We start from the raw sequence: 25,403 nt of genomic DNA, 5'->3' as shown, positions 1-25,403 counted from the left end.
TGTGTGACGGCCATGCAGGCGGTGAGCGTTAGACCATCTTTGGATCGCTACTAGTACCCAACCGAAGGCCGTGTCGAGTCGGTGCAGGCGCGAATCAATGCATGGTGGCGTAGCGGGGGTGGCCCAGGGCTGGCTGTCGATCAGGTGGTTTGTTCATCGGCCGGGGCGGTAACCGCAGTCGGTCCGGATGCGTTCAGCAGGTCATAGACGCCGACCATCCTCAGAACCCGCGCGATCTTGGGTGGAATGCGCACCAGTTCCAACGTCGCGCCCGCCTGGGTGGCCAGCCGGTAGGCATGGACGAGGGTGGCCACGCCAGACGAGTCGAAGAAGGCCACGTCGCCGAGGTCGAGGACCAGGTATCCGCCCTGTTTCAGGGTCAGCAGCCGCAAGGCCTCGCGGGCTTCAGGTGCTGTATGGAAGTCCAGTTCACCGGCCAAGGTCAGCCTTGGCCCGCGTTCAGTGATGCTCAGGTCGATACGCAAGAGTGTCATGACCGCTTTCGGTCGTCGGGGCGAAATATACTCAGAAGCCCTCCATGGCGCCCGCCTCGCATATCCATACACCACATAATCTCATCCGCCCCGGATAGGGTCCGTCGCTCTGCAGCCGGCCAGGGCCTGGTGGTGCTGGCAGACTCCCCGATCGTGCGGTCCGCCGATGCTCAACGTGACCGCCTGGGTAGCGGACTGTCGATAGCAATCGGGCCGTCCCCGAGCGGAACTACCGCTAGGCCAGTTTCGCTCAGAGCAGCCCACCACCAGGCTGGGCGTCCACGGCGAACGGTACAGACTGGCGCGCCGCGGTGACGCCGACGGCTGGGTTGTCCAGGGATTGCTCCACGTGTGAGTCCTTTCGGCGACGGTCATTAACCGGCATTCGTCGCCGCGGGCTCCTCGGATTGGTGCTGTGGTGCTTCACCGCCCGGGCGTCACGCCGCGCCGGCAAGCGATCGCGCGGTCAATCCCAAACCCACCACCAGCACCAAGCCTGCGGTCGCCACCGGTGCGGACCGGCTGAGCCAGGCGGTCGCCGTAGCGAAGCGCGCATGTCGCTCCCGCCGCATCCGGTGCCCCAGCATGACCAGTGCCAGGCCGGCGGCGGTGAGCGTCGCCGCCATGCCGAGGCCGTAGGCCAGGACCAGGATGATCCCGAGCACGGTACGGCCGAGGGCAACCGCGCCGAGCAGGACGACCAGCGCGGACGGGCTGGGAACCAGGCCGCCGGCGACGCCCATGCCGATCAGAGCGCGGCGGCCGGCACGCCGTGGGGCACGATCGGGTTGGCTGGATCGGTCGTCGTCGTGTTCATGGTGATGGTGTGGGTGGTGATCATGCGCGCCACCGTGGTCGTGGTGATGGGAATGGCTGTGGCCGTGGGAATGGCCATGATGGTGTGCGGTTCGACCCCGCCACGCCGTGCGCAGCAACCCGGCGCCGATCGAGACGATCAGCAGCCCACTGACGACGCCGAGCACGGCGAGCAAGCTCTCCCCCGCCAGCCCCGCCGAAGCGCTCAGCAGCAGGCCCAGGACGATCACTCCGGACGTATGGGTCGCTGTGACCGTGGCGCCGACGATCACCGCGTCGCGAATCCCTCCCCCGCGTCCGGCCATATACGCGGCCATGACGGTCTTGCCGTGCCCGGGCAGGGCCGCGTGGGAGGCGCCCAGCACGACCGACAGCAGGATCGCCAACGCCGCAACGCCCACAGTGAGGTGCCGGACTCCGATGAGCGAGTCGACTTCGGTGTTGAGCTTCTCCAGTGCACGACTCGCCGGGCCCGCGCCGCTGACCACGAATCCGGCGGGCGCGCTGAGCGCGGCGTTTCCACCGGAGCCGATGGTGAAGGAGGCATCCCGCACGCCGAGCGGCGAAGCGAGCAGATCGTTGGGATAGTGGCGCAGTTCGTCGCTGATGGTCTGGGTGGGGACCGTGGAGTCAGTGAGGTGGACACCGACTCCGATCGCCGTGATCTCCTGCCAGCCGATGCGATCGGGGTCCTGGTCATCGACCACTGCGACGCTCTTTCCGGCCGTGAACGCAGTGGTCAGCGCACAGGTGAGTCTGCTGGTCGGCAGTCCCGCAGCACCCGGCGGAAAGATCAGGGCGCTGCTGGTCACCACCCACTTCACGCGATGCCCGTCAACGGTGACCGCTACGTGTGAGGCGACCTCGGTGCAGGAACGGGCAACGCCCGCCGGTGAGGCATCCCTGCCTGCCTGGGCCTGAAGCGTCGGGATCTCGGCGCTGTCCACGACGGAGAGGTCGTCGATGCGGTCGGGACGCACCGTGATCCCGTTGTAGTGGTTGACGGTGAAGTTGCCCAGCGGGTGGGCGGAAGCCGGGGCGGCGGCGAGGATCGGCGCGGCCAGGGCGAAGGTCAGGGCGCAAGACGCCTTGATCCAGGCGGCGGCCCGGTATGGTCGGCGGCGCATCAAGACGACCCGAGACGCGCGAGGAGTGCCTTGGCCTGCGGCTCCTGAAGCGGTGAGAAATACGGGTTCGTGGACAGCGCCGTGCCCAGGTCAGCCCGCGCTGCGCCGGTCATGCCGAGCGCCGCCTCGATCGCGCCCCGATGATAGGCGAACGTCGCATTGTGCCAGCCGGGCGCGGCGACCTGACGTGCGTAGGTAAGGGCTTCCCCGTCCTGGCCAGCTTTGTGCAGAGCCCAAGCCAAGGCATCGGCGACCAGGACGCTGTGCCGACGGCCCCATTCGGTGCGCGCGTGCTCCACCGCCTGCGCAGGATCGCCATGGTCCGCCAGAACCTGTGCGGTGGTGAGGTCGTCGAGGACACCGTTGGCCGCGAACAGTTTCTGCTCCCCGTCCAGCAGCGTGTACTGCGCCGCCGCATCGCTCGTGCGGCCCAGGGACTGGAGAAGTTCGCCGTATTCGAGCACGTACTGCGGCAGCGGAAGCCGAGCGGTGGCCTCAGCGTAGTCGCGCAGCGCGCCAGCCGTGTCGCCGAGAGCTGCTTCGGCCTTGGCGGCCGAGGCGAGCGCGGGTGTGTAGGTGGGGTCGTCGTGCAGCCCCTGGCGGTATTCGCGCAGCGCGGTGGTCGGGTCGCCGGCGTTGAACGACAGCTCTCCGAGGTAGTGGTGGCAGAAGGCCAGATCGGCGGGGGCTGTGGCATCGCCCAGGGCACGGCGCAGGGCCTCGGCGGCGATGGCGTCGTGGCCATGCTGCTCTGCGTCGTAGGACGCGCGGGTGAAGGAGGCGACGCCGGGCTGCAGGTCGAGCATGCGCTGCGCCGCGGCGGTAGCCGCGTCGTAGTCACCGAGCTGGGTCTCGGCGTCGACCAGGACGCCCACCGCGGTGGCGTTGTCCGGATCGAAGGCCAATGCCTTGTCCGCCCAGTCCTTGGCGGTGGCGAAGTCGTGGCGGGCGTTGGTGAGCATGCCCATGCCGACCATGGCCTGGAGGTTCTGGTCGGGGCTCAGTGTCAGGGATCTGTGCAGGGCTCCGTCGGCCTTGGGGTAGTACGACGGGTCGGCGGTGGCGCGTCCCTGCTCGACGTAGGCGCTGCCCAGCGTCGCCCACTGCGCGGCATCGTTCGGGGTGTCCTTCAGCGCTGCCTGTGCTGTGGCGATCGCCTGGGTGATGGCGTCGGTGGCGGCGCGATGCTCCGCCGGTTCTCCGACGGCGGCAGGCCATAAGGCGGGCGCGACGTCATGGAAGTCTTGGCCGATCAGGACCGAGATGCCGGCGGTCGCCACCCCGATACCGATGACGGCCAGCCTCTTCTTCTTCATCTCTCACTCCGTGCAGAGGGCGGAAGGGCCCGGGACGTGGCGGCGCAACAAGGTCCGATGCCGCCACGCCCCGGGGGTCATGCGGGGGTCAGCGGCCGAACAGACCGGACAGCAGACCGCCCATACCGCCGGCGTGGCGGTAGTTGCCGTGCCGGTCGCGGTCGGTGTTCACCGCCTGGTCGTACGGCAGCGCGACGTAGGGGAAGCGGTCGGAGACCCGCCGGTCGGGCCGGTTGACGCCGTCACCGTTGGCCAGCGGCTGCACGATCTGCCCGGTGCGGGCCGCGCCCTCCATCGCCTGCAGGGCGATGTCGACCACGTCGTCGTTCAGGCGGCGGCCGTTCGGGAAGCCCTGCAGGTCTCCGCCGATCACGCCGAGCCGGTTGGGGCGCGCCGAGACCGGGACGGTCATGTTCAGCCGCAGCTCCTCGGCGGGCGTGAACGCGGCGGCGTTCGCGTCGGCGTTGAGCAGCTGGGAGTTCAGGTCAGCCTGGATCGGACCGCCGGTGGCCTTGGCGATGCCCTGCAGGAAGATCTCCACCAGGTCGGTGCGCGGCGCCACCGGGGCGGGGATGCCGTAGATGGCCTGGACCAGCTTGGGCACTTCGGGATCCAGCACCCGCTGCACCACCGGGGCGATGGTGTGGTCCTTGTCCGGGGTCAGGCCGTTGAACGCGTCCTTCAGCGCGGCCGGGACCACGACCTCGTTGACCAGCGGGTTGCCGAGCCGTGACACCTGCACCCAGCCACCGGTCGGAGTCTGCGCGCCGGGGGTGAGCTTCATGGTGCGCCGCTGCGCGGTCGACCACAGGCCGATCACCGGGTTGCGGGCCGGATTGCCGTCCAGCGCCAGCTCGCTCTTGGGCACCTGGAGCGCGATGGTGTTCACGTTGTAGCCGGCCAGGGTGTTGTGCCCGGCCTCGGAGAAGTTCTTGCCGTACAGCAGATCGAAGATCCGCAGGTCCAGGAAGAACGGGTCGGCGGCCTGCCCGACCAGCGTCTGCCCGCCGGCGAAACCGGTGACCGCCTGGCGGCGCAGGGCGCCGTAGTCGGGCATGGAGACCGCGCCGGTGTCGGAGGGCGCGGCGATACCGTCGGCCACCAGGACCTTGCTGCTGCCGTCGGCCTTGATCTCCTCCAGCTTGTAGTGCTGGCGGAACAGCAAGTGCGGGTCGTCGAGCGAGCGCACCACACCGTTGTCGTACAGGAACGTGTCGGTCCCGCGGTGGTCCTCGTTGGTGAAGGTGTACCGGAACGTCAGGTCCGGCTTTCCCGTGCCGTGCGAGTCGACGTGGATGTCGTACTGCGCGTCCGTGGCCCACGGGTAGAAGTTCGGACCACCGACCGGCTCCTCGAACGGCGTGAAGTTCGCCAGGAAGGTCACCGTGTCCGGCCGGTCGGGGCTGGAGAACGCGTAAACGTCTGTGTTGTCCACCTGAGGGTCGCCAGCGATGAGCGGCGCCTCCCGGTGGCTGGACGCCGAGGCGGTCGGCGCCCCGGCGCCCAGACCCGCGGCGAGCACCGCGACGCAGGCGGCGGCGGCTAGGCCAGGAATGAGTGTTCTGAATCGGCTTCTGCGAGCCATGGACGAGCTCCCCGTCGAATAGGCGTGTGCGTGTGAAGGAGCACCCTGACAAGAGCACCCGATCGTGGTTCGGGGCAGACAGCGCCGTTGATTGCCGTGTGCTTGCCAGATCGCCTATTCGGCCGAAAAGGTGTGAGGATGACACAAACAGGGGTTGTGTGTTTGTCAACCTGCGAGTCATCAGGAGCCGAGTATCAACTCCAGCGCCTGGCGTGCGTCACGGAGACGGGTTCGCAGCGTCGGCACGGGGATTCCGAGGCGCTCGGCGGCTTGAGCGGCACTCAGGTTGTCGAAATAGACCAGGCGGATCGCCTCACGTTGCACCGCGGTGAGGTCGTCCAACAGCGTGCGGATCCGCGCGTAGTCCTGGACGCGCTCGACCGCGTCCACGACTTCGTCGTACGGGGTGGCCGCGTGGCGGACGGCGAACAACGCCTCGCGCCGTGCCGCGGCCTGCTCACTGCGTACGCGGTCGACCGCCACATGGCGGACGATGGCCAGCGCCCATCCCCCGAGCGAGCCGCGGGCCGAGTCGAAGCCGTCGCGATGCAGCCACATCTGCAGCAACGCCTCCTGCACGACCTCCTCGGCCAGCGACCGGTCGCCGAGAATGCGATATGCCTGCTCGCCCATCGGACGAGCCAACTCCCGCACCTGGCCCTCGAAGCGCTCGCCGGACCCGAGACCGCTGCCCGGATCAGGACTCTCCTGTGTTCCGCCCACGGGGAAGGTTCGGAACCGGTTCGGAATCGGATTGCCGCAGCAGCCGTTCAGGGCGGCAGCCATCAGCAGGTCCCTACTTGACGGTGAGCGTGCCATGCATGAACTGGTGGATCATGCAGATGTAAGAGTACGTACCAGGGATCGTCGGTGCGATGAAGCTCCCGCTCTTGCCCGGCGTGATGTCGCCGGTGTCGAACGCCTTGCCGGTGGCGGTCAGGGTGTGAGCGGTGGAGTCCTTATTGAGCACGGTGACCGTCTCGCCGGGCGTCACGGTCAGGGTCGTCGGGCTGAAAGCGAAGTTGGTGATGACGACCTGTGCGGCGCCGTTCGAAACGCCGGTTTCACCAGAACTGGGACTGGAATTCGATACGGCGGGGACGCTGTTCGGCGCGGCGACCGGGTGGGAGCCGTTGTCGGAGCAGGCGGTCACAGCGCACGCGGTCGCCACGGCCAGGCACATCGCGGCGGCGGCTTTGCCGGAGAGGCGGAACACAGCAGCGTCCTGTCTTACTTAATCGGGTGAGTGATCCTCGGATGTGACCGGGATCTGAGAGTGTGCGTGCAGGGCGATGGTGCGCCGCCGTGAGCGCGGGGACGGCGCACCACCGTTGTGCCGCCGGCCCGATCCGTGACCCGGCGGCGGCTCCGTCAGACCGTCAGCAGGGTGGGGCTGGCGGCCTTGTCGGTGCCGAGGAAGTCGTCGGGGGCGGGGTACTGCCCGATGACGAAGTTCAGGATGGCGGCGTGCATGGCCTCTACCGGCGCGATGCTTGCGGCGGTGGCGATGCCACCGGGGCTGGTGACGTTCGCAGCCGCGAACAGGTAGGTCTCAGCGGCCTGCTGCTCCAGCTGCAGGGCCAGTTTGGCCACGCCGCCGACGTCGGTGACCGCGCCCAGAGCCGCGAGGGTCGCCGCTTGGTTGGACAGCGGCACGTCGGTGATCGCGGGCACCTTGGCGCCGGTCAGGACCGCGTTCCAGGCCTTGGCGTGGTCAGTGTGCTGGCTCATCGCGGTGGTCGCGAACGTGCCGACCGCCGGCGGTACCGTGCCGAGCTTGCCGGCCTTCGCCGCCGCCAGCGCCGCGGTGTAGGCGGCCACGGCCTGGTTCTCCAGCGCGGTGGCCAGCGCGACCACCTTCAGGTCTCCGGTGTAGACGCTGGCGCTGGAGGAGGACGACATCGGCGTCGAGGGCGTCGGGGCGGTACTGCTGCCAGGGGCGGGGGCCGCCTTGGTCGACTTGCTACTGGAGCAGGCCGCCAGCGCCAGGGCGGCGGCGCCTCCGCCGGCTCCGATGAGGAACCGCCGCCGCGAGGCCACGCGCAGCTGTTCTTGTCGTGCCTCGGCCAGGACGTCGGAGTCGCGCAGCTGCTCGGACAGGTCGGCGGCCGCGGCGTGCATCGACGGCAGATACTCGCGGTGCGCCTGGTCCAGGTCCCGGGTCATGCGGGACAGCTCGCCCTCGCTGATCGGCAGCTCCCAGCCACCGTTGACGGTGCTCACTTCACGGCCCCTTCGCTGATCGGCGAGGCGTTCTTGGTCGGGTAGAAGGCGTCGGGGAATCCGACGCTGCCCGCAGCGGCCGGCAGCTTCGCCACGTCGGTCGGGATGGCGATCAGCTCCGGTGCGCCGCCGGCGAGCAGCGCCTGTACGGCCAGCAGCGTGGCCCGGTGCTGAGCCTCGACCGGCGCCACCGAGCCGAACAGCTTGCGCAGCTCCGGAGTGCTGACCTGCGCGACGTTGGCGGTGTAGGTCTGGGCCGCGACATCCTCCAGCGTGATCGCCAGCTTGACGACATCGGCGGGCGCCTTGATCGAGGGCAGCATCTGCTGCACCACAGCGGCGTATTTCGGATTGGCAGCGGTCTGAGCCTTGCCGCCGGCCTGGGTGGCCGCCGCGTTGAAGGCCTGCGCGTGTGCCGTGTGCTGGCTCGTCGTCTTGGCGATGAATGCCGCCACCGTGGCGTTGCCGTTCTTGATGAACGGCAGTCCGGCCGCGGTGGTGTAGACGCTCACCGCCAGATTCTCGATCGACGCGGCCGTCTGCAGCGCCATGATGTCGTCACTGGGACTGGCCGCCGCCGCGCGTGCCGCGCCCAGCAGCACCGCGCCGCCGGCCGCCGCCCCGGCGAGCGCACCGCCCCGACGCCACCTGCGGCGCCGCAGCTCGGGCTCGGGCCCGGCCTGCGCGTACTCGGCCAGCGCCTCCCGCGTGATCCGAACCGCGTCGCTGTTCAAGTCCTGCGATTCCTCGGTCAACTGCTCCAACAACCGGGTATCGATGAGCTCTTCAGCCATCACGCCCCATCTCTCCATGCGCCCGAACGGAAACGGACGCCTGGCATACGTTCGCCGCCGCTAGTCCGCTGGATTGGTGCGACTTGAAAGTCCACCCGCACCCCATCAACAACCACTCGTTCGGGTGAGTCGCCGGCCTACCAGCCGGCTGTCCTGGTCGGCAGCGCCAACTTCCGGACATCATGGTCGGCGCCAGACACTCCGGGACCAATCCGAGCCGTATCCGGCACCGAATAGGGTCCGTGAGGCGAGAATCGGAGGACGCACAGCGGTGCCGCGACGCCGATGGCTTCCAGGACTGGAGACGACAGCCCATGCTCGGACGTGCCGGTTCGAAGAGCCTCGATGAGGAGCGGCCGTCGGTCGAGACGTTGCTGCACCGCGTCGCGCTCGGCGATCGCGAGGCGTTCGACGCCGTCTATGAGCACCTTGCCGGCCCGATTCTCGGAACGGCGCGCCGGGTGCTGCGCGATCCCGCGCAGGCCGAAGAGGTCACGCAGGAGGTTCTGGTCGAGATCTGGCGTACCGCCAGCCGTTTCGATCCGACCCGTGGTTCGGCGCGGGCTTGGGCACTGACCATGGCACACGCCCGCGCTGTGGACCGGGTGCGATCGGCCGACGCGACCGCCCGCCGGGAAGCGCGGGCCGCCGAGCTGATGGTCGAGCAGCCCTTCGACCAGGTCGTCGAGGCCGTTGAGGCGCGACTGGACCGGCAGCGAGTGCGCCGCTGCCTGGAAGGCCTGACGGAATTGCAGCGCCAGTCTGTGACGTTGGCCTACTACGGCGGATACACGTATTCGCAGGTCGCGAACCAATTGGATACCCCACTGGGTACCGTGAAGACGCGGCTGCGCGACGGTCTGACCCGGCTCCGAGACTGTCTGGGGGTGGGAGGATGAGCACGATGGACCCGGAAGTCCACTCACTGACGGGTGCCTACGTCTGCCACGCGCTGGAACCCGCAGAGCGCGCTGCTTTCGAACGCCATCTGGCCCAGTGCGCCACCTGCGCGCAGGAAGTGGCTGAGCTGCAGGAGACAGCGGCGTTGCTGGCCTCGGCCACGGCCCAGACCCCACCGGCCCGGCTGAAGACCGCGGTCGACGCACGAATCGCCGTTACCCGGCAGATCCCCCCGATCATCGTCCACGCCCCGGCACGCCCAGCCGTCACCCGACCCAAGCGTCGCTGGTTCACCGCTCTGGGCTGGGGCCTGGCCGTGAGTCTGGCCGCGGTCACAGCAGTACTGGGCGTCCGGATGGACGACCAGCAGCACCGGATCGACCAGGCCCACCAGCAGAACATCACGATCACGACACTGCTGTCCGCGCCTGACGTCCATACCGGCAGGGTGATCGTGAGCACCGGCGGAACCGGCACGGTACTCCTCTCCCGATCCAACGACGAAGCCTCCATCACCGTCAGCGGACTGGCGAAGCTATCACCGGGCCACACCTACCAGCTGTGGATGATGGGACCGTCGGGAACCCGCTCCGGCGGACTGCTGCCGCCGGGGTCTCGGTCTTCTGACTCGGTCCTGGCACGCGGCCTCGGCGACGCGCAGACCATCGGGCTCACCGTCGAACCCACCGGTGGTTCGGCTCAGCCGACGACCACGCCGATCATGCTGCTGCCGATGCCCGCTTAAAAAGCGTGGCCACCAGCGCGATCGGCGCATCGTCGGGCATGGCGCAAGCGCCTCAAAGAATGTTTTCTCCTCGCATTCAAACTTCGACCAATCCGTCGGCGCACTGTCTCCGAATCCCTGGAGAAGGTCGATTCGAGCCGCCGTAAAGCTTCGGCGCATGTCTTCCTTATGTCCCTGGGTTGAGCAGGGCAGCACCTGTTCACAGGTCAGAGACGTCATCAGCACCACTAGCTGGAGGAGAGCACGATGACGCATGCCAAAAGAACGACCAGGATCATGGCGCTGGCCGCTGCCCCCGCGGCCCTGCTGGCGTTCCCGCTGGCTTTCACCGCGTCGACCGCGAGCGCGCAGTCGTCCGGCAGCGCCACCTACATGGCGACGCTGAACCCGTTGAACCACGCCGGCGGCTCCGGGTCGCTGATGCTCCAGTTGACCGGCGACAAGGCCGTCATCACCGAGAACGTGCACGGGCTGGCCACCACCTTCATGGGCGCGGCGTACCCGCACGTCCAGCACATCCACATCGGCGCGGCGGGCGCCTGCCCGAGCGGCACCTCCGCCGACAAGAACGGCGACGGCGTGATCAGCACGACCGAGGGCGCGCCGTTCTACGGCGGCATCGGCACCACCCTGTCCGTCAGCGGCGACACCAGTCCGGCGGCCGGCACCGACGTCAAGATCGCTCCGTCCGGCGGGTCGTTCGACTACTCGCGCACCATCACCCTGGACTCGGCGACCGTGTCCTCGATCGAGTCCGGCAAGGCCGTGATCGTGGTCCACGGTCTGGACCCGACGACGCTGAGCGCCCAGGCGCAGGCCGAGCCCAGTGATCTGGTGCCCTCGCTGCCGCTGGCCGCGACCTCGCCGGCGCTGTGCGGTCCGCTGCAGGTGTCGCAGATGGCTGCGGTGCCCGGCGGCGGGGTGAACACCGGCGGCGGCGGGACCTCCGGTCTGCAGCAGCCGTGGATGTTCGCCGCGAGCGCCGGCCTGGCGGCCACCGCTGGTGGCGCGCTGTACCTGCGGCGCCGGAACGCCGACCAGAAGTAGGCAGCGGTCATGTCCTGGCTGACAAGGCTGTTCGGAAGTGGCCGCCGGCGTCTGCTGGCGTCGGCGGCCGCCGTCCTGCTGCTGGCTTCGGCGGGAGGGCTGGCGCTCGGGTTCGCGGCGCAGCACCACCCGCCGCAGCCTCCGGCTTCGGCCGCGCTGCCGGCTGCGGGAGTGCCGAACGCGGCGAGCGCCGGAACGACGCCGAGCACTTCACCAGCGCCGGCCTCGCCTTCGCCCGCCGCAACGCCCGCAACGCCCGCAGCACCGACGAAGCCAGCCGCTCCAGCCACTCCAACCGCCGCACCCACCGCGATCAGCATCCCGGAGATCGGCGTGCACCACACCCTGATCCAACTCGGCCAGAACTCCGACGGCACCATCCAGACACCGCCGCTGACCGACCCCTCGATTCCGGGCTGGTACCGCTACTCCCCCGCACCGGGCCAGGTGGGACCGTCAGTCATCGTCGGACACATCGACGGCACGACCGGCGCCAAGGGCGTCTTCTACAACCTGGGCGCGCTGCGTCCCGGTGACACCGTCGACGTCAGCCGCAGCGACGACACCGTGGCCGTGTTCCGGATCGACGGCATCAACAAGTACGCCAAGAGCGCCTTCCCCACCGCGACCGTCTACGGCAACACCACCAACCCGCAGCTGCGGCTGATCACCTGCGCCGGACCGTTCCAGAACCAGCACTACCTGGACGACATCGTCGTCTACGCCAGCTTGACCGCGATCCACCCGGCCTAGCCGAGAAAGGGCGGGAAGACATCATGAGGGCACTGCGACTGCTCGCAGCCGTATCCGTGACGGCGGCGATGGCGGCCGGCTGCGCGTCGGCGAAAACAGCGGCTCCAGGCGCCTCTGCTCCGAGCACGTCGTCCAGCCCGTCGGCAGCGGCCGGAGCCACAACGGCTCCCACCGCCGGCTCGTCCGCGGCCGGTCCGTCGGCATCCGCGCTGATGGTCTGCGGGACGGAGATCCAGGGCGCCGTGGAGACGATCCTCGCCGCCTCGCCGGCTCCGACGACGACCACCACCTGGACCGATCACCTCTACACCTGCACCTACCACCTCGCCTCCGGCACGCTCGTGCTGTCGGTGAAGGAGTCCCCGGACACCGCGTCCGCGAACACCTACCTCGCGACACTCCAGCGCCAGCTGGGCTCCACGACCCCGCTCACCGGCAGCGAAGGCCTGGGCAACCCCGGATTCCAGAACGCCGCGGGCAACGTCGTGGTCCTGAAGGACGACAAGACCCTGCACGTCGATGCCACCGGACTGGCGGCGGCATCCGGCCCGAGCAAACTCAGCCGCGCCGACGTCGCCTACGAGGTCACCACCGACATCCTGGGCTGCTGGACCGGCAAGTAGAAGGGAAGTGCCATGCTCAGAACCCTGCGACGCGTCGCGATCCCGGCCGCGGCACTGCTTCTCGCTGCTGCGGGCTGCTCCTCAACCGCGTCCACCGGCAACTCGCAACCCACGACACCGCCGAGCTCCCCCACCACGCCCTCGACGACGGGCCCGGCCTCGCCGTCCGCGCCCTCGACGACCACAGCCCCGAGTCAAGCACCGACAACGGCCGCGCAGATCGTCATCGACAACTTCGCGTTCAGCCCGGCGAACCTCACCGTGCATCCCGGACAGAGCATCACGGTCGTCAACCACGACTCCACGACCCACACCCTGACAGCCGGCTCCGGCGGCGCCTTCGACACCGGAGCCATCAACCCCGGCAAGTCCGCGACGATCACGGCTCCGGCCACCGCAGGCACATATCCATACGTCTGCAGCATCCATGCATCGATGCACGGCACGCTGACAGTCGGATAGGGAGGCTCTGATGCCGTTCCTGCCCATCGTCCTGCGTGCGGTCGCCGCCGCCGGCCTGGCCGTCGACGCCGGGATCCACCTGAATCTGGCGCACCGCTACGACCCGGTCACCTCCTCCGTCATCAGCCAGGGCACACTGTTCCGCATCGAGGCAGCCGCCGCGATCGCCGCTGCTGTACTGGTGGTGCTGTGGCGACGCCGCCCCGGCGACGCCTTCGCCTGGCTGACCGCGGCCGCGGGCCTGGCGGCGATCCTGCTGTACCGCTACGCGAACCCCGGCGCCATCGGCCCGCTCCCCGACATGTACGAGCCGATCTGGTACGCCGACAAAGTCTGGGCCCTGATCAGCCAGGCCGCCGCCGTGGCCACGCTGACGCCGCTCATCATCCGACCACACCGGATCGGCGCCAAAGCTCCGACCGCCGGCTGACGCGGCCGACACCCTGCCTGGCGACTGCGTGCCGGATCGGATTGGAGCATGGAAAGGAGAAGCCTGATGTCAGGTCATCAACGATCCTCACGCGCTGTCAGAGCCAGGAAACCGCTGGCAGCGGTCCTAGCCGGCACAGCGTTGTCCATTCTCGGCTCCGCCGGCGCGGCTTCGGCACACGTCACCATCGGGCCCGACGCGACCGCCAAGGGCGGCCGCGATGTGGAGCTGACCTTCCGGGTCCCCGACGAGGAGGCCACGGCGACCACCACGAAGGTCGAAGTCGTCTTCCCCACCGACCACCCCGTCACCGGCGTGCTGCCCGAATCCACTCCCGGCTGGACGGTCGCGGTGACGAACTCCACGCTGCCCAAACCCGTCACCGCCGACGACGGCACCGTCAGCCAGGCCGTCTCGAAGCTCACCTGGACCGGCGGGGCAACGGCGCCGGGGCAGTACCAGGGCTTCCGGGTGATGCTGGGCAAGCTGCCCGACGACACGAACCAGTTGGTCTTCAAGGCTGTTCAGACGTACTCCAACGGCGACGTGGTGCGCTGGATCGATCTGGCGCAGCCCAGTCAGCCCGCGCCGGAGCATCCGGCTCCGGTCCTGGTGCTGACCGCGCCCGGTTCCGGCTCGCAAACCTCGGACACCGCGGACACTGCGGCCAGCACACCGTCGGTCACCGCCGCCCCGGTAACACCGAACTCAGCGAGCAGTGACACAACCGCACGGACGCTGGGGACCGCAGGCATCGTGGTCGGCGTCGCCGGGCTGGCGGTGGGCGCGTTCGGCGTGTCGAGGGCGCGCCGCAAGAGCTCCGACTCCACTTCAGGCGCCACCTCCACATCCGCCCCCACGTCCACTCCTCCGGGTTGAGGTGTCCGCTGTGCTCCGTCGGCTGCTGGCGATTCCGGCCCTGGTCATCTGTCTGATCCTGCTCACCGCGCAGGGCGCCTTCGCGCACGCCACGGTGGTCGCGACCTCCCCCGGCGACGGGCAGACCGTCGCCTCGGCGCCGCGTCAGGCGTCGGTGACCTTCGACGAGCCGGTGTCCCTCCAGTTCGGTGCCCTGCGGGTGTTCGACCCCAGCGGCGCGCGAGTGGACGAGGGCAGCCCAGCCCACCCCACCGGCCACGCCGACGAGGTCGCCGTCGATCTGGCGAGCGGACTGAAACAGGGCACGTACACGGTGTCCTGGCGCGTCATCTCCGACGACTCCCATCCCGTGCAGGGAGCGTTCACGTTCAGCGTCGGCCAAGCCTCCGCCTCGACAGTGAACTCCACAACGCTGAGCACCTCGGGCAGCAAGACGGTCGGCGCGCTCTACGGGGTCGCGCGCTTCGTCGCCTACGCCGCGTTCGCCGTCCTGGTCGGCGCGGCGGTGTTCCTGTTCGCGTGGTGGCCGAACGGCGCACGCACCAGAGCGGTGCGGATCCTGGTGGCGTCGGCGTGGGGCAGCCTCGCTGTGGCCACCGCCGGTGTGCTGGTGTTGCAGGGCCCTTATGGTGCGGGCTTCGACATCAACCGCGCGCTGGACACCGGTGTGCTGCGCACCACCTTGTCGACGCGCCTCGGTGCAGCGCTGTCGATACGACTGATTCTGCTGGCGCTCACCGCTGCTTTGCTCGCCTGGCTCCTCACCCGCCTGCCCGACGCTTCGCGACGAGCCCGGATTCTGGTCGCGGTCGCCGGTGCGCTGCTGACCGTGGGCATCGCTGCGACCTGGGCCGTGTCCGGACATGCCAGCACCGGGATCCAGGTGGCGCTCGCCGTGCCGGTCGACGTCACGCACCTGTGCGCGATGGCCGTCTGGCTCGGCGGGCTGACGATCCTGGCCACGATCGTCCTACGCCGCAGCGGCCGCGAAACGCCGAGCGAGCGGGCACGGATGGTGCGCCGGTTCTCGCCGGTGGCGCTGTGGTGCGTGATCGTGCTCGTCGGCACCGGCACGTACCAAAGCTGGCGGCAGGTGGGCTCCGTGCCCGCGCTCACCGGCACCGCGTACGGAAGGCTGCTGCTGCTCAAGCTGCTCGGCGTGGCCATCCTGATCGGCTTGGGCTACCTGGCGCGCACCTGGATCGCCCGACACCGCGAGGACCGAAACACCGGGACCACCGACCGCGCCGCGATCTCCCGCCTGCGCCGTTCCGTCGCCGGCGAGGTCGGCGTGGGAGTCTGTGTCCTCGCACTGACCGCCGCCCTGGTCAACGCCCCACCCGCGCGCACCGCCCACGCAGCCTCCGCCGGACCGGCCAGCGCCTCCGCCGCGTTCGACACCGGCGGTCCCGGCGGCAGCGGCACCGTCCAGGTCACCGTCGACCCGGCCAAGACCGGCTCCGACACGGTCCACCTCTACACCCTCGGCCCGACCGGCAAGCAGCAACAGGTCCTCCAGGTCCAGGCATCCTTCACCCTCGCCTCCCACGCCCTGGGCCCGCTGCCGATGACGCTGCGCACCGCCGGAGCCGGCCACCTGATCGGCAACGCCTCCCTCCCCCTCGCCGGCACCTGGCGCCTAGCCGTCACCCTGCGCACCGACGACGTGGACGAGACAACCGTCCAGATCCCCATCACCATCCGGTGAAAACCCGAGGATCTAAATGACCCGTGGCAATGCCAGCCAGGCTCGCTACGTGACAGTCGACCTGGCTGCTCCTGCCAGCCCAGCGGGATGGGGTCATGTCCGGCCAGCGGCACACCGCCCGTGGCGTTGAAGGCTTGCATCGCCTCGATGAGCGATCACGGTGCGTTTCCGGCATCCGCTCGACGATATCGGCGATCTCAGCACGTCGGCGGTCGGTGACTGGTTCGACGACACGACGGCCGATAGCGGTCAAGGACAGGATCGACTCGCGGCGGCGGTCGTCGGGGTTGAGAGGTCGATCATCCCAGCACTGTTGGGGCGTTCGGCCACGCGCATCGCAGCCGAAGGATTTACGGCCAGTTGCTCGGCAAGCTGGATCAGTCGCAGGCCCCACGCGAGCGAGGACGACCAGCGCACGAAACTGCGGCAGGGACGGGGAGTCCTCGACGTCGTCCAGGGAACACGCCGCGACCGCGGTCAGTGACCGGGACGCGGTCAGCCCGACCTCGGGAGACCCGGTCGACGTCGTCGACGGCCTCCGTGGAGTTTCGGGCTGTCCACCGGCGGAGGTCCCGGCGAGGGCACGCAGCACCTGTACAGCCAACGAGCCCAACGCCACAACGCTGGTCCGACTTCGTGTTGGTTGGACAGAGCGTCAAACCCCCTCCTGGCATCACCTCTGATAGCCGATCCGCAGCGCCCGGCCGTCCAGGTCCACTTCGCACCACCGTCGTCCCCGCCGCCTCCCCGCTACGCAGCTGGCCCAGCGCCTCAGAGGAACGCCGCATACAGCGTTCGATGCCGCCGACAAAATCACCTTGACCCGGTACGATGACGTGTTCGGCACTGGGGCGGTTGATTACATTCGGCCGCATCAGTAGCAGCACTTGTCACGGGCGGCCCGTGCCATGTTCTTGTCGGGGCGCAGGATCCAGCCGACGAGCCGGAGACGTTCGTCGAGGTGATCGTGGTCGATTCCATAGGTGGACGCCAGGTCTGACTTGGCCCGTGCACACAGCTCGAAAATGAGCTGGTGGGCAGCAGGTGGGGTCGGCACTCGCAGGTCGGTATGCGTGCCGGCTGCGACCTGCTCCATCCAGTCTGTGGGATCAACCTCGATCTCGGCCAAGCACACTTCGGGGTCGGTAGTGATGAAGCCGAGGCGGCGTCCGGCTCCAACCAGGCACAGGACCGGCACCGCGGCCTGACCTTCGACGCCGTGCAGCTCAAAACAGAAGACTGCGACTGGGTCATCGGCAGGTTCAGGGTGAATTGCTCCGGCCCATGTGGTCGCTTCGGCCAACCGGCGAGCGACCGTCGGTTCATCGTGCGCGCGCCGCGCAACTGCTCGGCGCGTTTCTGACGGCGGTACATCGATGACGGGCTCGCTGTCGGGCTTGACGAGATCTTCGTACATGGCAGTGAAGTTCAGCGGCCGAATGGCAGCTCCGGGGAACAGTGCGGTGGTGGAGCCGACCAGGACGGCGGCAGTTTCGGCCTTAGCGGCAAGGGTGTCCATTAGCCGCAGGTAAGCGTCCAGCACCTGGTCTGGCAGAACGGTGTAGACGTCGATGACCTTGTGGGGTGAGCCAATGCGATCGGCACGTCCGATGCGCTGGGCGAGTCGACCGGGGGCCCAGGGCAGGTCGTAGTTGATGATGACGCGGGTTTGCTGGAGGTTGACGCCTTCGGAGATTCCGTCGCCGGCCAGCAATAAGTCGTACTCGTCACGGGAGCGGCGAGTCCCAAGGGCCTCCGTTGCGGAGGCGGTTTTGGGACAGTAGCCAGCCAGGATCCGTGCAACTGTTGCTTTGGTCGGCGGGTCTTTCGTACCGATAGTGGCGAAACGTCCAGCGTAGTGCGGCGCGCCGCCGGCGCCGAGGTGGGCATCGATACGCAATCCCAGGTCGGCGGTCGTGGCCCGGGCCGCAGCGAAGGTGAGCGTCTTACCAGCGATGGCGTCCAGCAACGTGGTGTACGCGTCGGCCTTGGGATCGCCAGCGGCCGTCGCAGCGGCGGCGCGTGCAGCGAACTGTTCGAGCGTGTCCCGGTCGGCCTGCAGGTCCTGCGACAAGCGTTCGCGGTCGAATCGGTGCGCGGCACGGTACATCGAGTGCGGGATGCCGCCTGCCGGTCCGAGCTTGCTGTCCCCATCTAGCAGGTTTGTGAAGATGGCGTCGATGCGCTCCCGGTCCGCGCCTTGGTCGAGCAGCGCAGCCATGAGGTCCTGCAAACGATCGCGGCGTTCGCGGCCAATGGTAATGCGGACGCGGTCACGCCGATCGAGCTCGTCGATTGCTTCCTGGGTACGTTGAGCCAGGACAGCGGCGGTGACAGCGAAGGCCGCGGTGGAAGATTCGATCCGTTTCAGAAGGGCGATCTTCATCAGGGCCGGCAGGAGATCGGTCCACAATGGCGGCGCCTCGTCGAGTGCGTAGCACTGGGGCATGAACGCCGCCAGCGTCAGTGGCCTGACCCGCGCGGTCGGTCCGCGCAGGTCTCGCATGGCGGCTCGGAACTGATCGTCCTTGGCCGCCGGCCCGATGGTTGCTGCGTCCAGCACGTCGGCGAACAGGTCGCGCATCTGGTCGCCGAGTTGGTAGTAGAGGGCGTGCTGCCGCACGACAGGGAATTGCAGGCTTTTGGCGGGACTGGCCCATGTCGCCTTGATGAACGGGCGAGTGCGCCGCACGGTGAGGGCATCGATCTCAGCGTGGAGGTCCCTCAAGACGGGCTTCGGCAGCTTGGTCGCATGGCGGCACAGGTCGAACAGCCGAGTTCTGGACATGCGCACGGTCGGCCACGGCGACCAGCCATGGGCGCGGGGACGTCCGGTCTCTGGGAACGGGCAGGCGAGGTTGAGTTGCGTTGCCAAATCTTCGCCACTGTTGTTGGCTGGCGTGGCAGTGGCCAGGATGATCTTTGGGCGTCTGCCCTTGGCCGCAAGGAGGTCTACCAGTGCTTTGTAACGCTTGCGGTCGCGATTGTTCAAGTAGTGCGACTCGTCGCAGATGATCATCGAATATTGATGCCAGACTCCGCCGCCACGGCGGACCTTCTTGTACATATCAGACAGAGCGTTGTAGCTGTGGATGTCAACATGCAGATTCCAACGGTTCTTGTAGGCCAGCCACATGGGTTTCAGGTGCGCGGGGCAGAATAGCGCGATCCGGGCAGTGCCTACTTCGGCGATCGTTTCACGACGGGCGAGGTCGGCGATGATATAGCTCTTGCCAAGGCCGACGTCGTCAGCCAGCAGCACGCCGCCACGGTGGCGAAGTGTGAGCAGCGCTTTGGCAACCGCTGCCTCCTGGAAACCGGTAAGCCCGATCGGCGAGGCACACACCGCGAGTTCCTCGGCGAACAGCGCGGAGAGGATCCGTAGATACACGAGTTCGATGGGAGCCAGCAGAAACAGAGTGGAGATGAGTTCGTTGAGGTCGTAGGGCTCGGATTGGTTCCACCAGCCGTGGACCTGTTCGGCCACCGCCCGGCCCTGGGAACGAGCGACACCGACACCGAGTTCGATGTTGCTGAGCATGCCGCCACGAGTCAGGTTGAAGGAACCGACTAGGGCAACCGCGCCAACTGGATAGTCCGCGACAATAGCCTTGGCGTGAAAGAAGCCACGCTCAAATCGTCGGATCTCGACATCCTTGTGGGACAGCACGCTGAGCAAGTCAGCCAGGCGGCTGGCGTTGGCCGCTGACATCGGGATCCCTGCGATCTCGGCGCGCAGCGCGCCTTCGTCCGCGGCCAGCAGCTCGGGCAGGTCGGCGATGTCCTTGTCCCCAGCATCGACGGTGACGGCTGCCGTGCCGGTCGGGGCGACACCGAACAGCAGCCGAAGCGTTGCCCCATTGTCCAGCAGAGCCCTCAGCCGGCCGGTCAGTAGCATCAGGCCGTGGATGCTCAGGTATCCGGCGGCCAGTGATACGACTGAGCCTTGCGATCCAGGAGCCATATCGGACAGCCAGTTCCCCGCCGCGGTAAGGACGGAGGCTCCGTCGCCGTTGGTGACAACCGCTGGCGGCTTCGGAGTATGGGTATGGCTCACGCGGTTTCCAGCGCGCGTGGCAGTGCAACGTCCGCGCCGACCAAGGGTGGGGGTGCCAGCGGTTCAAGTCGCGCTAGAAAGCCGCCGATCATGTCGACGAGGGCGACCGTCCGGTGACGAACCACTTCCTCGACGTCGGTATCGGAGCTGGGGCGACAGATTTGTTGGGCGTGTAGTGATTGGTCCGAGCAACGAAGGTCCAGGTAGGCATCTACGGTGAACCCTCCGACCGCCGCGATGCGCTCCGCGCTGGCCTCGGTCATCATCGCGTAGGCGGCCAAGGTGCGGCGAGTCCTGCTGGCTGTGTGTGGCCACAAGGGGTGCAACTGCAGTGCCGGGTCGCCGGCGCCGATCGTGGGATCGGCCAGATCGCTGACCGGGCCGCAGGTCTGTGCGTGGCAGGCCAGAGCGTAAAGTGTCCAGGCCTTGCCGGCGGCGGAGTGGCTGGTGGTCAGGTCCTCCGGGTCAAGCTGCGGTTCAGTGAATTGCGCGATCCGAGCCGCCAGGACGGTTTCGGCGTCGTCCAGAGTCGTACAGCGGGCGACCGCGGAGGCGTCGCTGTCGGCGAACTGGTTGCCTCCGAAGTCGTATCGTCCTGAGGCCAGCGCCTGGGCCAGCCAGCGTCGGGCGAAGTCGCGTGAGGCAGACTGCGGGAAGCGGGCGAACAACGTCGCGAGTACCAACGCCAGTGGACGGCGGGCGAACAGTTCGTCGCCCGCGATCCCGCAGCGCGATAGGTACTCGGCTACAGCTCGGGCCCCGGCTACGGCGGTATATGCGACAGCCCGCAGCCGATCGGGGTTGTCCGCCATGCACATGCGTAGTTTCACCGGCGTCAGGACCTTCATGACTGCGAAGATGCGGCGCCGATCCAGAGTCAGGGGGAAGCCGGCAGCGGCGACATCAGCCACAGCCGGGTCGATGATGTCCCGTTGCAGCCCTGGGCACGATAGGGCCAGAACTGCCAGGTCACACTCTTCACGGGACAGGAATCGCCCCGAGCCCCTCTGATTGTGCCGGATGAACGCGTCGACGACATTGCGCAGACCACCGTCCTGCCAGTACACATGGAACGCCGCATCGCGCAACCGTTGAGCGAGTACGGCGAGCGTCTCGATCATCACAGCGTCCGGCATAGTCCCAGTCGTCTCACGCAGCAGCTTTGACAGTCCCCCTGGCCCCGGATCAAGCAGATCGCGAAGCCGGATCTGGCAACGCTCACCAGGCTTGTACTGTACGAAATTAGTTTGGCCGAGCGGGGTGAACGCCACCGCCACCTCGCGCTCCGGACCACCCATGGCTTCCCACTGCTCGCCGGCGATCCACGGCGGCCGGATCCCGAAGGCGGCCAGCGTTCCAGTAAGGCGCCCCTGCCCGTCGATAATCCAATAATCGGCTGTCGATTCACACCGATAGCGGGAATCTGGGGCACCCTCGCGCGGACTCCACAGGAGAGGCGCGCCAACCCCGATCCCTCGGTAAAGGGAGTCAATGAGCAGGACGACCCACTCGGGTCGAGCGGTGAAAAGGCGCTGTACCTCCGGGACGTCGAACCGCTCCGCCTGATCGATCAACTGGGCAACAGTGAACGTCGACTGCTCGGCCACGAACGCGCTTCCTCTCAAGGCACCGGTCCTCGGCTTGGGACCACCGCTTGGCGTCCTGCCAACTCCCGACCGAACCCAACCCCCTGGACGGAAAACCTCCGAACGCATGGGATCGCAATAAATCTGCCGGAAGCCGATCGACCGGCATGACTGCATGCCGTTTTCCCACGTCACAGCAGGTATGGCGACAGACAGGCTACAGCGGGCCCCTGGCGCCGATCGCCCATTCGGCGTCTCACCTGTTCGGCCCCGCCATCACCCCGTGAGCGGAGAACTCGGCCGTATCCCGGGATATGTCTACTGGTCTCAACGCCCTCGTCGGCGAGCTCATCGAGGACGCCGGAATCAGCTTCGAGAAGCGGCCCCGGACCGCGAGCTTGAGCCCAGTCTCGGGATTGGCAGCAAGAAGGCTGAGATCAAAAGGCCGATTGTCGCCGAACAGATCGAGCGCGCCGTCGGCAGGGCTCACGGTCGAGGGTTTCGTTACTCCGGCACCGGCTGTCGGACGCGAGCGGAGTCGCATCGCTGGTCACCGAGTTGGGTAGGTGGCGGTGATGGGCGGGGCGGTGCGTTCGAACATTCGTAGCCATAGTTTGGCTAGTAGCCAGCCGGCAGCAACATCGCCGGGCCAGTGCACGCCGAGGATGACTCGGGAGGCGCCGACGCCGACCGATGCAGCGGCGACGGCGCAGGTTCGGGCCGAACTGGGGATGTGCATGGCTTGGCAGGCTGCGCCGACGGCCAGGGCGGCGGCGGCGGTGTGTCGTGAGGGCAGCGAGAACCCGTTGGGTTCGGCCAGCCAGCGGGAAGCTGGTGGGCGGGACCGACGGACTGCCTGGGCAACGGCTCGCCGGACGGCCATGCCGGTGGCGATGGTGAGTGCGGCACGGCCTGCGTCTTTTGCGCCGGTGCGGGAGATGAAAGCGCCGATAGCCAGCACCGGGTAGATGACGTGAGGCTCGGCGCCGTCGCTGAGCGCGCGGGCCAGGGCGACCGTAGCCGGTCCTCGGTGCTTGACAGCCTGTGCGGCCAGAGCCCGGTCAGCCGCTGCAAGGCGACTGCTGAAGGACTCTGCGACGTGGCGAGCTCTGGCTGTGGGGCTGCTTTGGTGGCGCTTTTTCGTGGTGGCGGTCATGGTGTGTTTCCCCTTAGCGGTGGCGGGCAGGGAATTCGGAGTTGGCGGCGGCGATGGCCAGGAGCCGGTTGTATTTGGCCAGCCGCTCGCCGCGCGCGGGCGCCGGATTTGATCTGCCCGCAACCCCTGGCCTGGCCACGGCCAGGTCAGCGATGAAGTCGTCGCAGGTCTCGCCGGAGCGGTGGGAGATCATCGCGGTGTAGCCGGCGGTACGGGCTGCGGCCAGGGCGTCCAGGGTGCCGGTGACGGTGCCGATCTGGTTGGCTTTGATCAGTGCGGAGTTGGCGATGCCGCGGGCCGCCGCGGCTGTGATGGTGCCGGCGTCGGTGACGAAGATGTCTCGCCAACCAACTGGACCCGGTCGCCCAGGGCCTCGGTCATCTCGATCCAGCCTGCCTCTTCGATGCTGTAAACGCCGAACTGGTCGATCATTGCGGCGTAGCGCGTGATCAGCTCGCTGCTACTCAACTCGGTCGGTGAGGCGGGGCCGTTGTTGTGGCGGCGGCTGCCGGTGTCGGTGGCGTCGACCGACACGCTGGTCCGAGATCTGTACCGGCGTGCGGGGGTCGGTGTGGAGCACATTCGGCTGCTCACAGACCAGTCGGCGATGACCATCTCGCGCGGTTTAAAGGCGGCCGGGGTGGTGCTGCGCGGTGCGGGCGGGCGTAGCACGTTCCTGCGGCGCTGGTGGGCTGCTCGTGCCGGGCTGGGGACAGCCATGGAGTTGAGGTGCGGTAGCCGTTGGGCGCTTGGCCGGCGTGGGGTGGGTTCACAGCAGCAGCGCCGCGCCGAGGCCAGCGGCTGCGGTGGCCATGCCGGCGGTCAGGCTGACCGCGACGTTCGTTGTGGCCTCGGCGATCGAGCCGTCTTCGACCAAGCGCATGGTCTCATAGGAGAAGGTGGAGAAGGTGGTGTAGGCGCCGCAGAATCCGGTGCCGAGCACGGTCAGGGCGTTCTTCGGCATGCCGTGGTGGGCTGCCAGGCCGGTCAGCAGGCCCAGCAGGAACGCGCCAGTGATGTTGATGGTCAGGGTGCCGATCGGCAGGGTCGAGGCGCATCGGCCGGTGAGGGCTTTGTCCAACAGGTAGCGAGCCGAGGCGCCGATCGCGGCGGCAACGGAGACGGCGATCAGGGTGATCACGAGTGGCCCCATCGGTGCTTGCGGTGGTCGGCCTCGCCCTCGCGGGGCGTTTCCAGGCTGCGGCCGGTGTAGGTGATGGCCTCGACGTCGTCGATGATGACCAGTCCCTCGCCGATCAGCTCGTCCAGCTGCGGCAGGAAGGCGTCGATCTTCTCGGTGGTGTCGACGATGATGATGATCAGTGGCAGGTCCTCAGTCAGCGACAAGATGGCGGTGGTGTGGATGCGCGAGGTGGCGCCGTAACCTTCCATGCCGCGGAACACGCTGGCCCCGGCCAGTCCTGCTTCCTTCGCTCGGGTCACGATCTCGTGGTAGAGCGCGTGGTGGTGGTACTGGTCGGTTTCGCCGATGAAGATGGAGAGGCGCCGTGCGGGTCCGGACAGCTTCACGGCCGTCCTCCGATCTTCTGGGACGTGGCAAGAGCGGAGAGGCGGTCCTCGGGCGGGTCTTTGTGGCGCCGCTCGGCGATGCCACGGCCCAACAGAAGACCCAGGCTGGTGGCCGCCACCCCGGCGATCAGGCTTCCGGCGAGGTTCCCTGCGGCCGGGCCCCAGGTGCCGGCGGCGATGAGCCGGTCGGTGTCGACCATCCAGGTGGAGAACGTGGTGTAGGCACCTAGGAACCCGACGCAGAAAAACGGCCGCACATAGGTGCTGGGCGGCCAGATGTCCAAGATGAACACCAGAAGCAGCGCCAGCACGAAGGACCCGGAGACGTTGATAACGAAGGTCGTCAGCGGGAAGGTGTGCGGCGCGGTCGGGAACGCCAGGCCCAGCCCGTAGCGGGTCGGCCCGCCCAACGCGCCGCCGGCGGCAATCGCGCCCAGCTCCGAGGCGGGCGCGCCGGCCCAGCGGCGCTCGAGTTTGGCCGCGTCCGGATCGATGGGGAGGTTGTCTGCCGGTGTCAGATCGACGTCGGAGGTCATGCGCACGGCTCCTACTTCTCGGTCGACGGCGCCGAATATGGCGTCGCTGAAGGTGAAGTAGGGACCGTTGGCCGTCGCAAGGACGGCGGTTTATACGGCGGGCCCCACCGCCGGTGGTGATACCCAGCCAGCATAGCGTGAGTACGGTGTTCTGCCAGTGGTGCGTCTCACCTATCGGCGTGTTGGCAGGCTGAGCCGGCCGGGTGGTTTCTCGGCGACCGGGCCGTTAGGGGTGGCGGGCGGTGACCCCGCGGCTATCACCAGCACCGAGAACAACACTCGGCCGGGACGTGGCGGTAGGGACCCGCGACCTGGTTTGTCGGCCTGCCTCGTCAGCACCAGGTCACCGCGAGCGCCCGGAGCGATCGCCTGATTGCTGTAGCGGCCGAAGCACTGTGCTCCTGGTGAAGCTCCCAACTCCGCGCCGAACACGTCGATCGTGCTGGACCGCGTATTCGGACGGTGTCGGGGGACAGTGATATTCGGAGGCGACGAGGCTCGCCCTTAACCGCACCAGCCGGTGCTGATGGCCTCCACCGATTTCTTATCGGGAGGCCGCCATGCGCACATTCACCACGGGCAACGAGCTGCTGCCACCGGCCGCTGCCGGGCCGAGCCCGCGGCCGCTGGCCGCGA

Annotated in this window: 26 protein-coding genes and 1 riboswitch; of the genes, 10 read left to right on the top strand and 16 right to left on the bottom strand. The window is 68.1% G+C overall.

Features of this window, described 5'->3' with window-relative positions; all coding sequences use genetic code 11:
- Window positions 1-140 precede the first annotated feature (140 nt).
- The 8 genes from CACI_RS19735 to CACI_RS19700 form a co-directional block, all read right to left on the bottom strand.
- Window positions 141-485, bottom strand: a complete 345-nt coding sequence (locus CACI_RS19735; RefSeq protein ID WP_190276781.1) for an STAS domain-containing protein — start codon at window positions 483-485, stop codon at window positions 141-143.
- Between the two features lie 446 nt (window positions 486-931).
- Window positions 932-2,437: a high-affinity nickel-transporter gene (locus CACI_RS19730; protein WP_015792593.1), complete on the bottom strand. Its 1,506-nt coding sequence runs from the start codon at window positions 2,435-2,437 to the stop codon at window positions 932-934.
- Window positions 2,437-3,753: a tetratricopeptide repeat protein gene (locus tag CACI_RS19725; protein WP_015792592.1), complete on the bottom strand. Its 1,317-nt coding sequence runs from the start codon at window positions 3,751-3,753 to the stop codon at window positions 2,437-2,439. Before CACI_RS19725 ends, CACI_RS19730 begins: the two co-directional genes overlap by 1 nt.
- Before the next feature lie 88 nt (window positions 3,754-3,841).
- Window positions 3,842-5,338 carry a DUF4331 domain-containing protein gene (locus CACI_RS19720; RefSeq protein WP_015792591.1) on the bottom strand — a complete coding sequence of 499 codons (1,497 nt, stop codon included), beginning with the start codon at window positions 5,336-5,338 and terminating at the stop codon, window positions 3,842-3,844.
- Window positions 5,339-5,518: 180 nt separating this feature from the next.
- Window positions 5,519-6,124 carry a sigma-70 family RNA polymerase sigma factor gene (locus CACI_RS19715; protein ID WP_015792590.1) on the bottom strand — a complete coding sequence of 202 codons (606 nt, stop codon included), beginning with the start codon at window positions 6,122-6,124 and terminating at the stop codon, window positions 5,519-5,521.
- A 10-nt stretch (window positions 6,125-6,134) separates the two neighbouring features.
- A complete protein-coding gene (locus tag CACI_RS48060) occupies window positions 6,135-6,554 on the bottom strand; it encodes a cupredoxin domain-containing protein (protein WP_015792589.1) in 420 nt (139 codons plus the stop codon).
- A gap of 155 nt (window positions 6,555-6,709) precedes the next feature.
- Entirely contained in the window at window positions 6,710-7,561 is an 852-nt protein-coding gene (locus CACI_RS19705; protein WP_015792588.1) for a ferritin-like domain-containing protein, read from the bottom strand.
- A complete protein-coding gene (locus CACI_RS19700) occupies window positions 7,558-8,355 on the bottom strand; it encodes a ferritin-like domain-containing protein (protein WP_015792587.1) in 798 nt (265 codons plus the stop codon). Before CACI_RS19700 ends, CACI_RS19705 begins: the two co-directional genes overlap by 4 nt.
- 314 nt (window positions 8,356-8,669) lie before the next feature.
- Between CACI_RS19700 and sigK the strand changes: the two genes are divergently transcribed.
- From sigK to CACI_RS51285, 10 genes are all read left to right on the top strand, one after another.
- A complete protein-coding gene (sigK, locus tag CACI_RS19695; RefSeq protein WP_015792586.1) occupies window positions 8,670-9,254 on the top strand; it encodes an ECF RNA polymerase sigma factor SigK in 585 nt (194 codons plus the stop codon).
- Entirely contained in the window at window positions 9,251-10,000 is a 750-nt protein-coding gene (locus tag CACI_RS19690; protein WP_041540351.1) for an anti-sigma factor, read from the top strand. The genes sigK and CACI_RS19690 overlap by 4 nt, the downstream gene beginning before the upstream one ends.
- Before the next feature lie 246 nt (window positions 10,001-10,246).
- On the top strand, window positions 10,247-11,047 hold the full coding sequence (locus CACI_RS19685; protein WP_015792584.1) for a hypothetical protein: 801 nt from the start codon (window positions 10,247-10,249) through the stop codon (window positions 11,045-11,047).
- A gap of 9 nt (window positions 11,048-11,056) precedes the next feature.
- The gene (locus CACI_RS19680; RefSeq protein ID WP_015792583.1) at window positions 11,057-11,800 is read left to right on the top strand and encodes a class F sortase; all 744 of its coding nucleotides are present in this window, start codon (window positions 11,057-11,059) and stop codon (window positions 11,798-11,800) included.
- Window positions 11,801-11,823: 23 nt separating this feature from the next.
- Window positions 11,824-12,423: a hypothetical protein gene (locus CACI_RS19675; RefSeq protein ID WP_041540349.1), complete on the top strand. Its 600-nt coding sequence runs from the start codon at window positions 11,824-11,826 to the stop codon at window positions 12,421-12,423.
- Between the two features lie 12 nt (window positions 12,424-12,435).
- Complete coding sequence (locus tag CACI_RS47165; RefSeq protein WP_015792581.1) at window positions 12,436-12,885, top strand: cupredoxin domain-containing protein; 450 nt, start codon at window positions 12,436-12,438, stop codon at window positions 12,883-12,885.
- Between the two features lie 10 nt (window positions 12,886-12,895).
- Window positions 12,896-13,315: a hypothetical protein gene (locus tag CACI_RS19665; RefSeq protein WP_015792580.1), complete on the top strand. Its 420-nt coding sequence runs from the start codon at window positions 12,896-12,898 to the stop codon at window positions 13,313-13,315.
- A 141-nt stretch (window positions 13,316-13,456) separates the two neighbouring features.
- Entirely contained in the window at window positions 13,457-14,194 is a 738-nt protein-coding gene (locus CACI_RS19660) for a YcnI family copper-binding membrane protein (protein WP_223297588.1), read from the top strand.
- Window positions 14,195-14,204: 10 nt separating this feature from the next.
- Window positions 14,205-15,902 carry a copper resistance CopC/CopD family protein gene (locus CACI_RS19655; protein WP_015792578.1) on the top strand — a complete coding sequence of 566 codons (1,698 nt, stop codon included), beginning with the start codon at window positions 14,205-14,207 and terminating at the stop codon, window positions 15,900-15,902.
- Between the two features lie 160 nt (window positions 15,903-16,062).
- Window positions 16,063-16,386 (top strand): hypothetical protein, encoded by a 324-nt coding sequence (locus CACI_RS51285; RefSeq protein WP_041540348.1) that lies wholly within the window; start codon window positions 16,063-16,065, stop codon window positions 16,384-16,386.
- 390 nt (window positions 16,387-16,776) lie between these two features.
- Here CACI_RS51285 and CACI_RS19645 read toward each other — a convergent pair whose 3' ends face one another.
- From CACI_RS19645 to CACI_RS19615, 8 genes are all read right to left on the bottom strand, one after another.
- Entirely contained in the window at window positions 16,777-19,959 is a 3,183-nt protein-coding gene (locus tag CACI_RS19645; protein WP_015792577.1) for a helicase-related protein, read from the bottom strand.
- Window positions 19,956-21,566, bottom strand: a complete 1,611-nt coding sequence (locus CACI_RS19640; RefSeq protein WP_015792576.1) for a DUF262 domain-containing protein — start codon at window positions 21,564-21,566, stop codon at window positions 19,956-19,958. Before CACI_RS19640 ends, CACI_RS19645 begins: the two co-directional genes overlap by 4 nt.
- Before the next feature lie 529 nt (window positions 21,567-22,095).
- On the bottom strand, window positions 22,096-22,701 hold the full coding sequence (locus tag CACI_RS48050) for a phosphatase PAP2 family protein (protein ID WP_015792575.1): 606 nt from the start codon (window positions 22,699-22,701) through the stop codon (window positions 22,096-22,098).
- Window positions 22,702-22,714: 13 nt separating this feature from the next.
- Complete coding sequence (locus tag CACI_RS54280; protein WP_395994339.1) at window positions 22,715-22,990, bottom strand: hypothetical protein; 276 nt, start codon at window positions 22,988-22,990, stop codon at window positions 22,715-22,717.
- A complete protein-coding gene (locus CACI_RS52535; RefSeq protein WP_049871634.1) occupies window positions 22,972-23,235 on the bottom strand; it encodes a hypothetical protein in 264 nt (87 codons plus the stop codon). The genes CACI_RS54280 and CACI_RS52535 overlap by 19 nt, the downstream gene beginning before the upstream one ends.
- 235 nt (window positions 23,236-23,470) lie before the next feature.
- Window positions 23,471-23,842 carry a fluoride efflux transporter CrcB gene (crcB, locus tag CACI_RS19625; RefSeq protein WP_041540345.1) on the bottom strand — a complete coding sequence of 124 codons (372 nt, stop codon included), beginning with the start codon at window positions 23,840-23,842 and terminating at the stop codon, window positions 23,471-23,473.
- Complete coding sequence (locus tag CACI_RS19620) at window positions 23,839-24,231, bottom strand: DUF190 domain-containing protein (RefSeq protein WP_015792573.1); 393 nt, start codon at window positions 24,229-24,231, stop codon at window positions 23,839-23,841. Before CACI_RS19620 ends, crcB begins: the two co-directional genes overlap by 4 nt.
- A complete protein-coding gene (locus CACI_RS19615; RefSeq protein WP_015792572.1) occupies window positions 24,228-24,767 on the bottom strand; it encodes a fluoride efflux transporter FluC in 540 nt (179 codons plus the stop codon). The genes CACI_RS19620 and CACI_RS19615 overlap by 4 nt, the downstream gene beginning before the upstream one ends.
- Before the next feature lie 478 nt (window positions 24,768-25,245).
- Window positions 25,246-25,310, top strand: a riboswitch (Fluoride riboswitch).
- The last annotated feature ends 93 nt before the right edge of the window (window positions 25,311-25,403 follow it).

The organism is Catenulispora acidiphila DSM 44928, from assembly GCF_000024025.1.
GTDB lineage: Bacteria > Actinomycetota > Actinomycetes > Streptomycetales > Catenulisporaceae > Catenulispora > Catenulispora acidiphila.
Note: the sequence above shows the minus strand (reverse complement) of the source record. Positions and strands in the feature narration are given on the sequence as shown.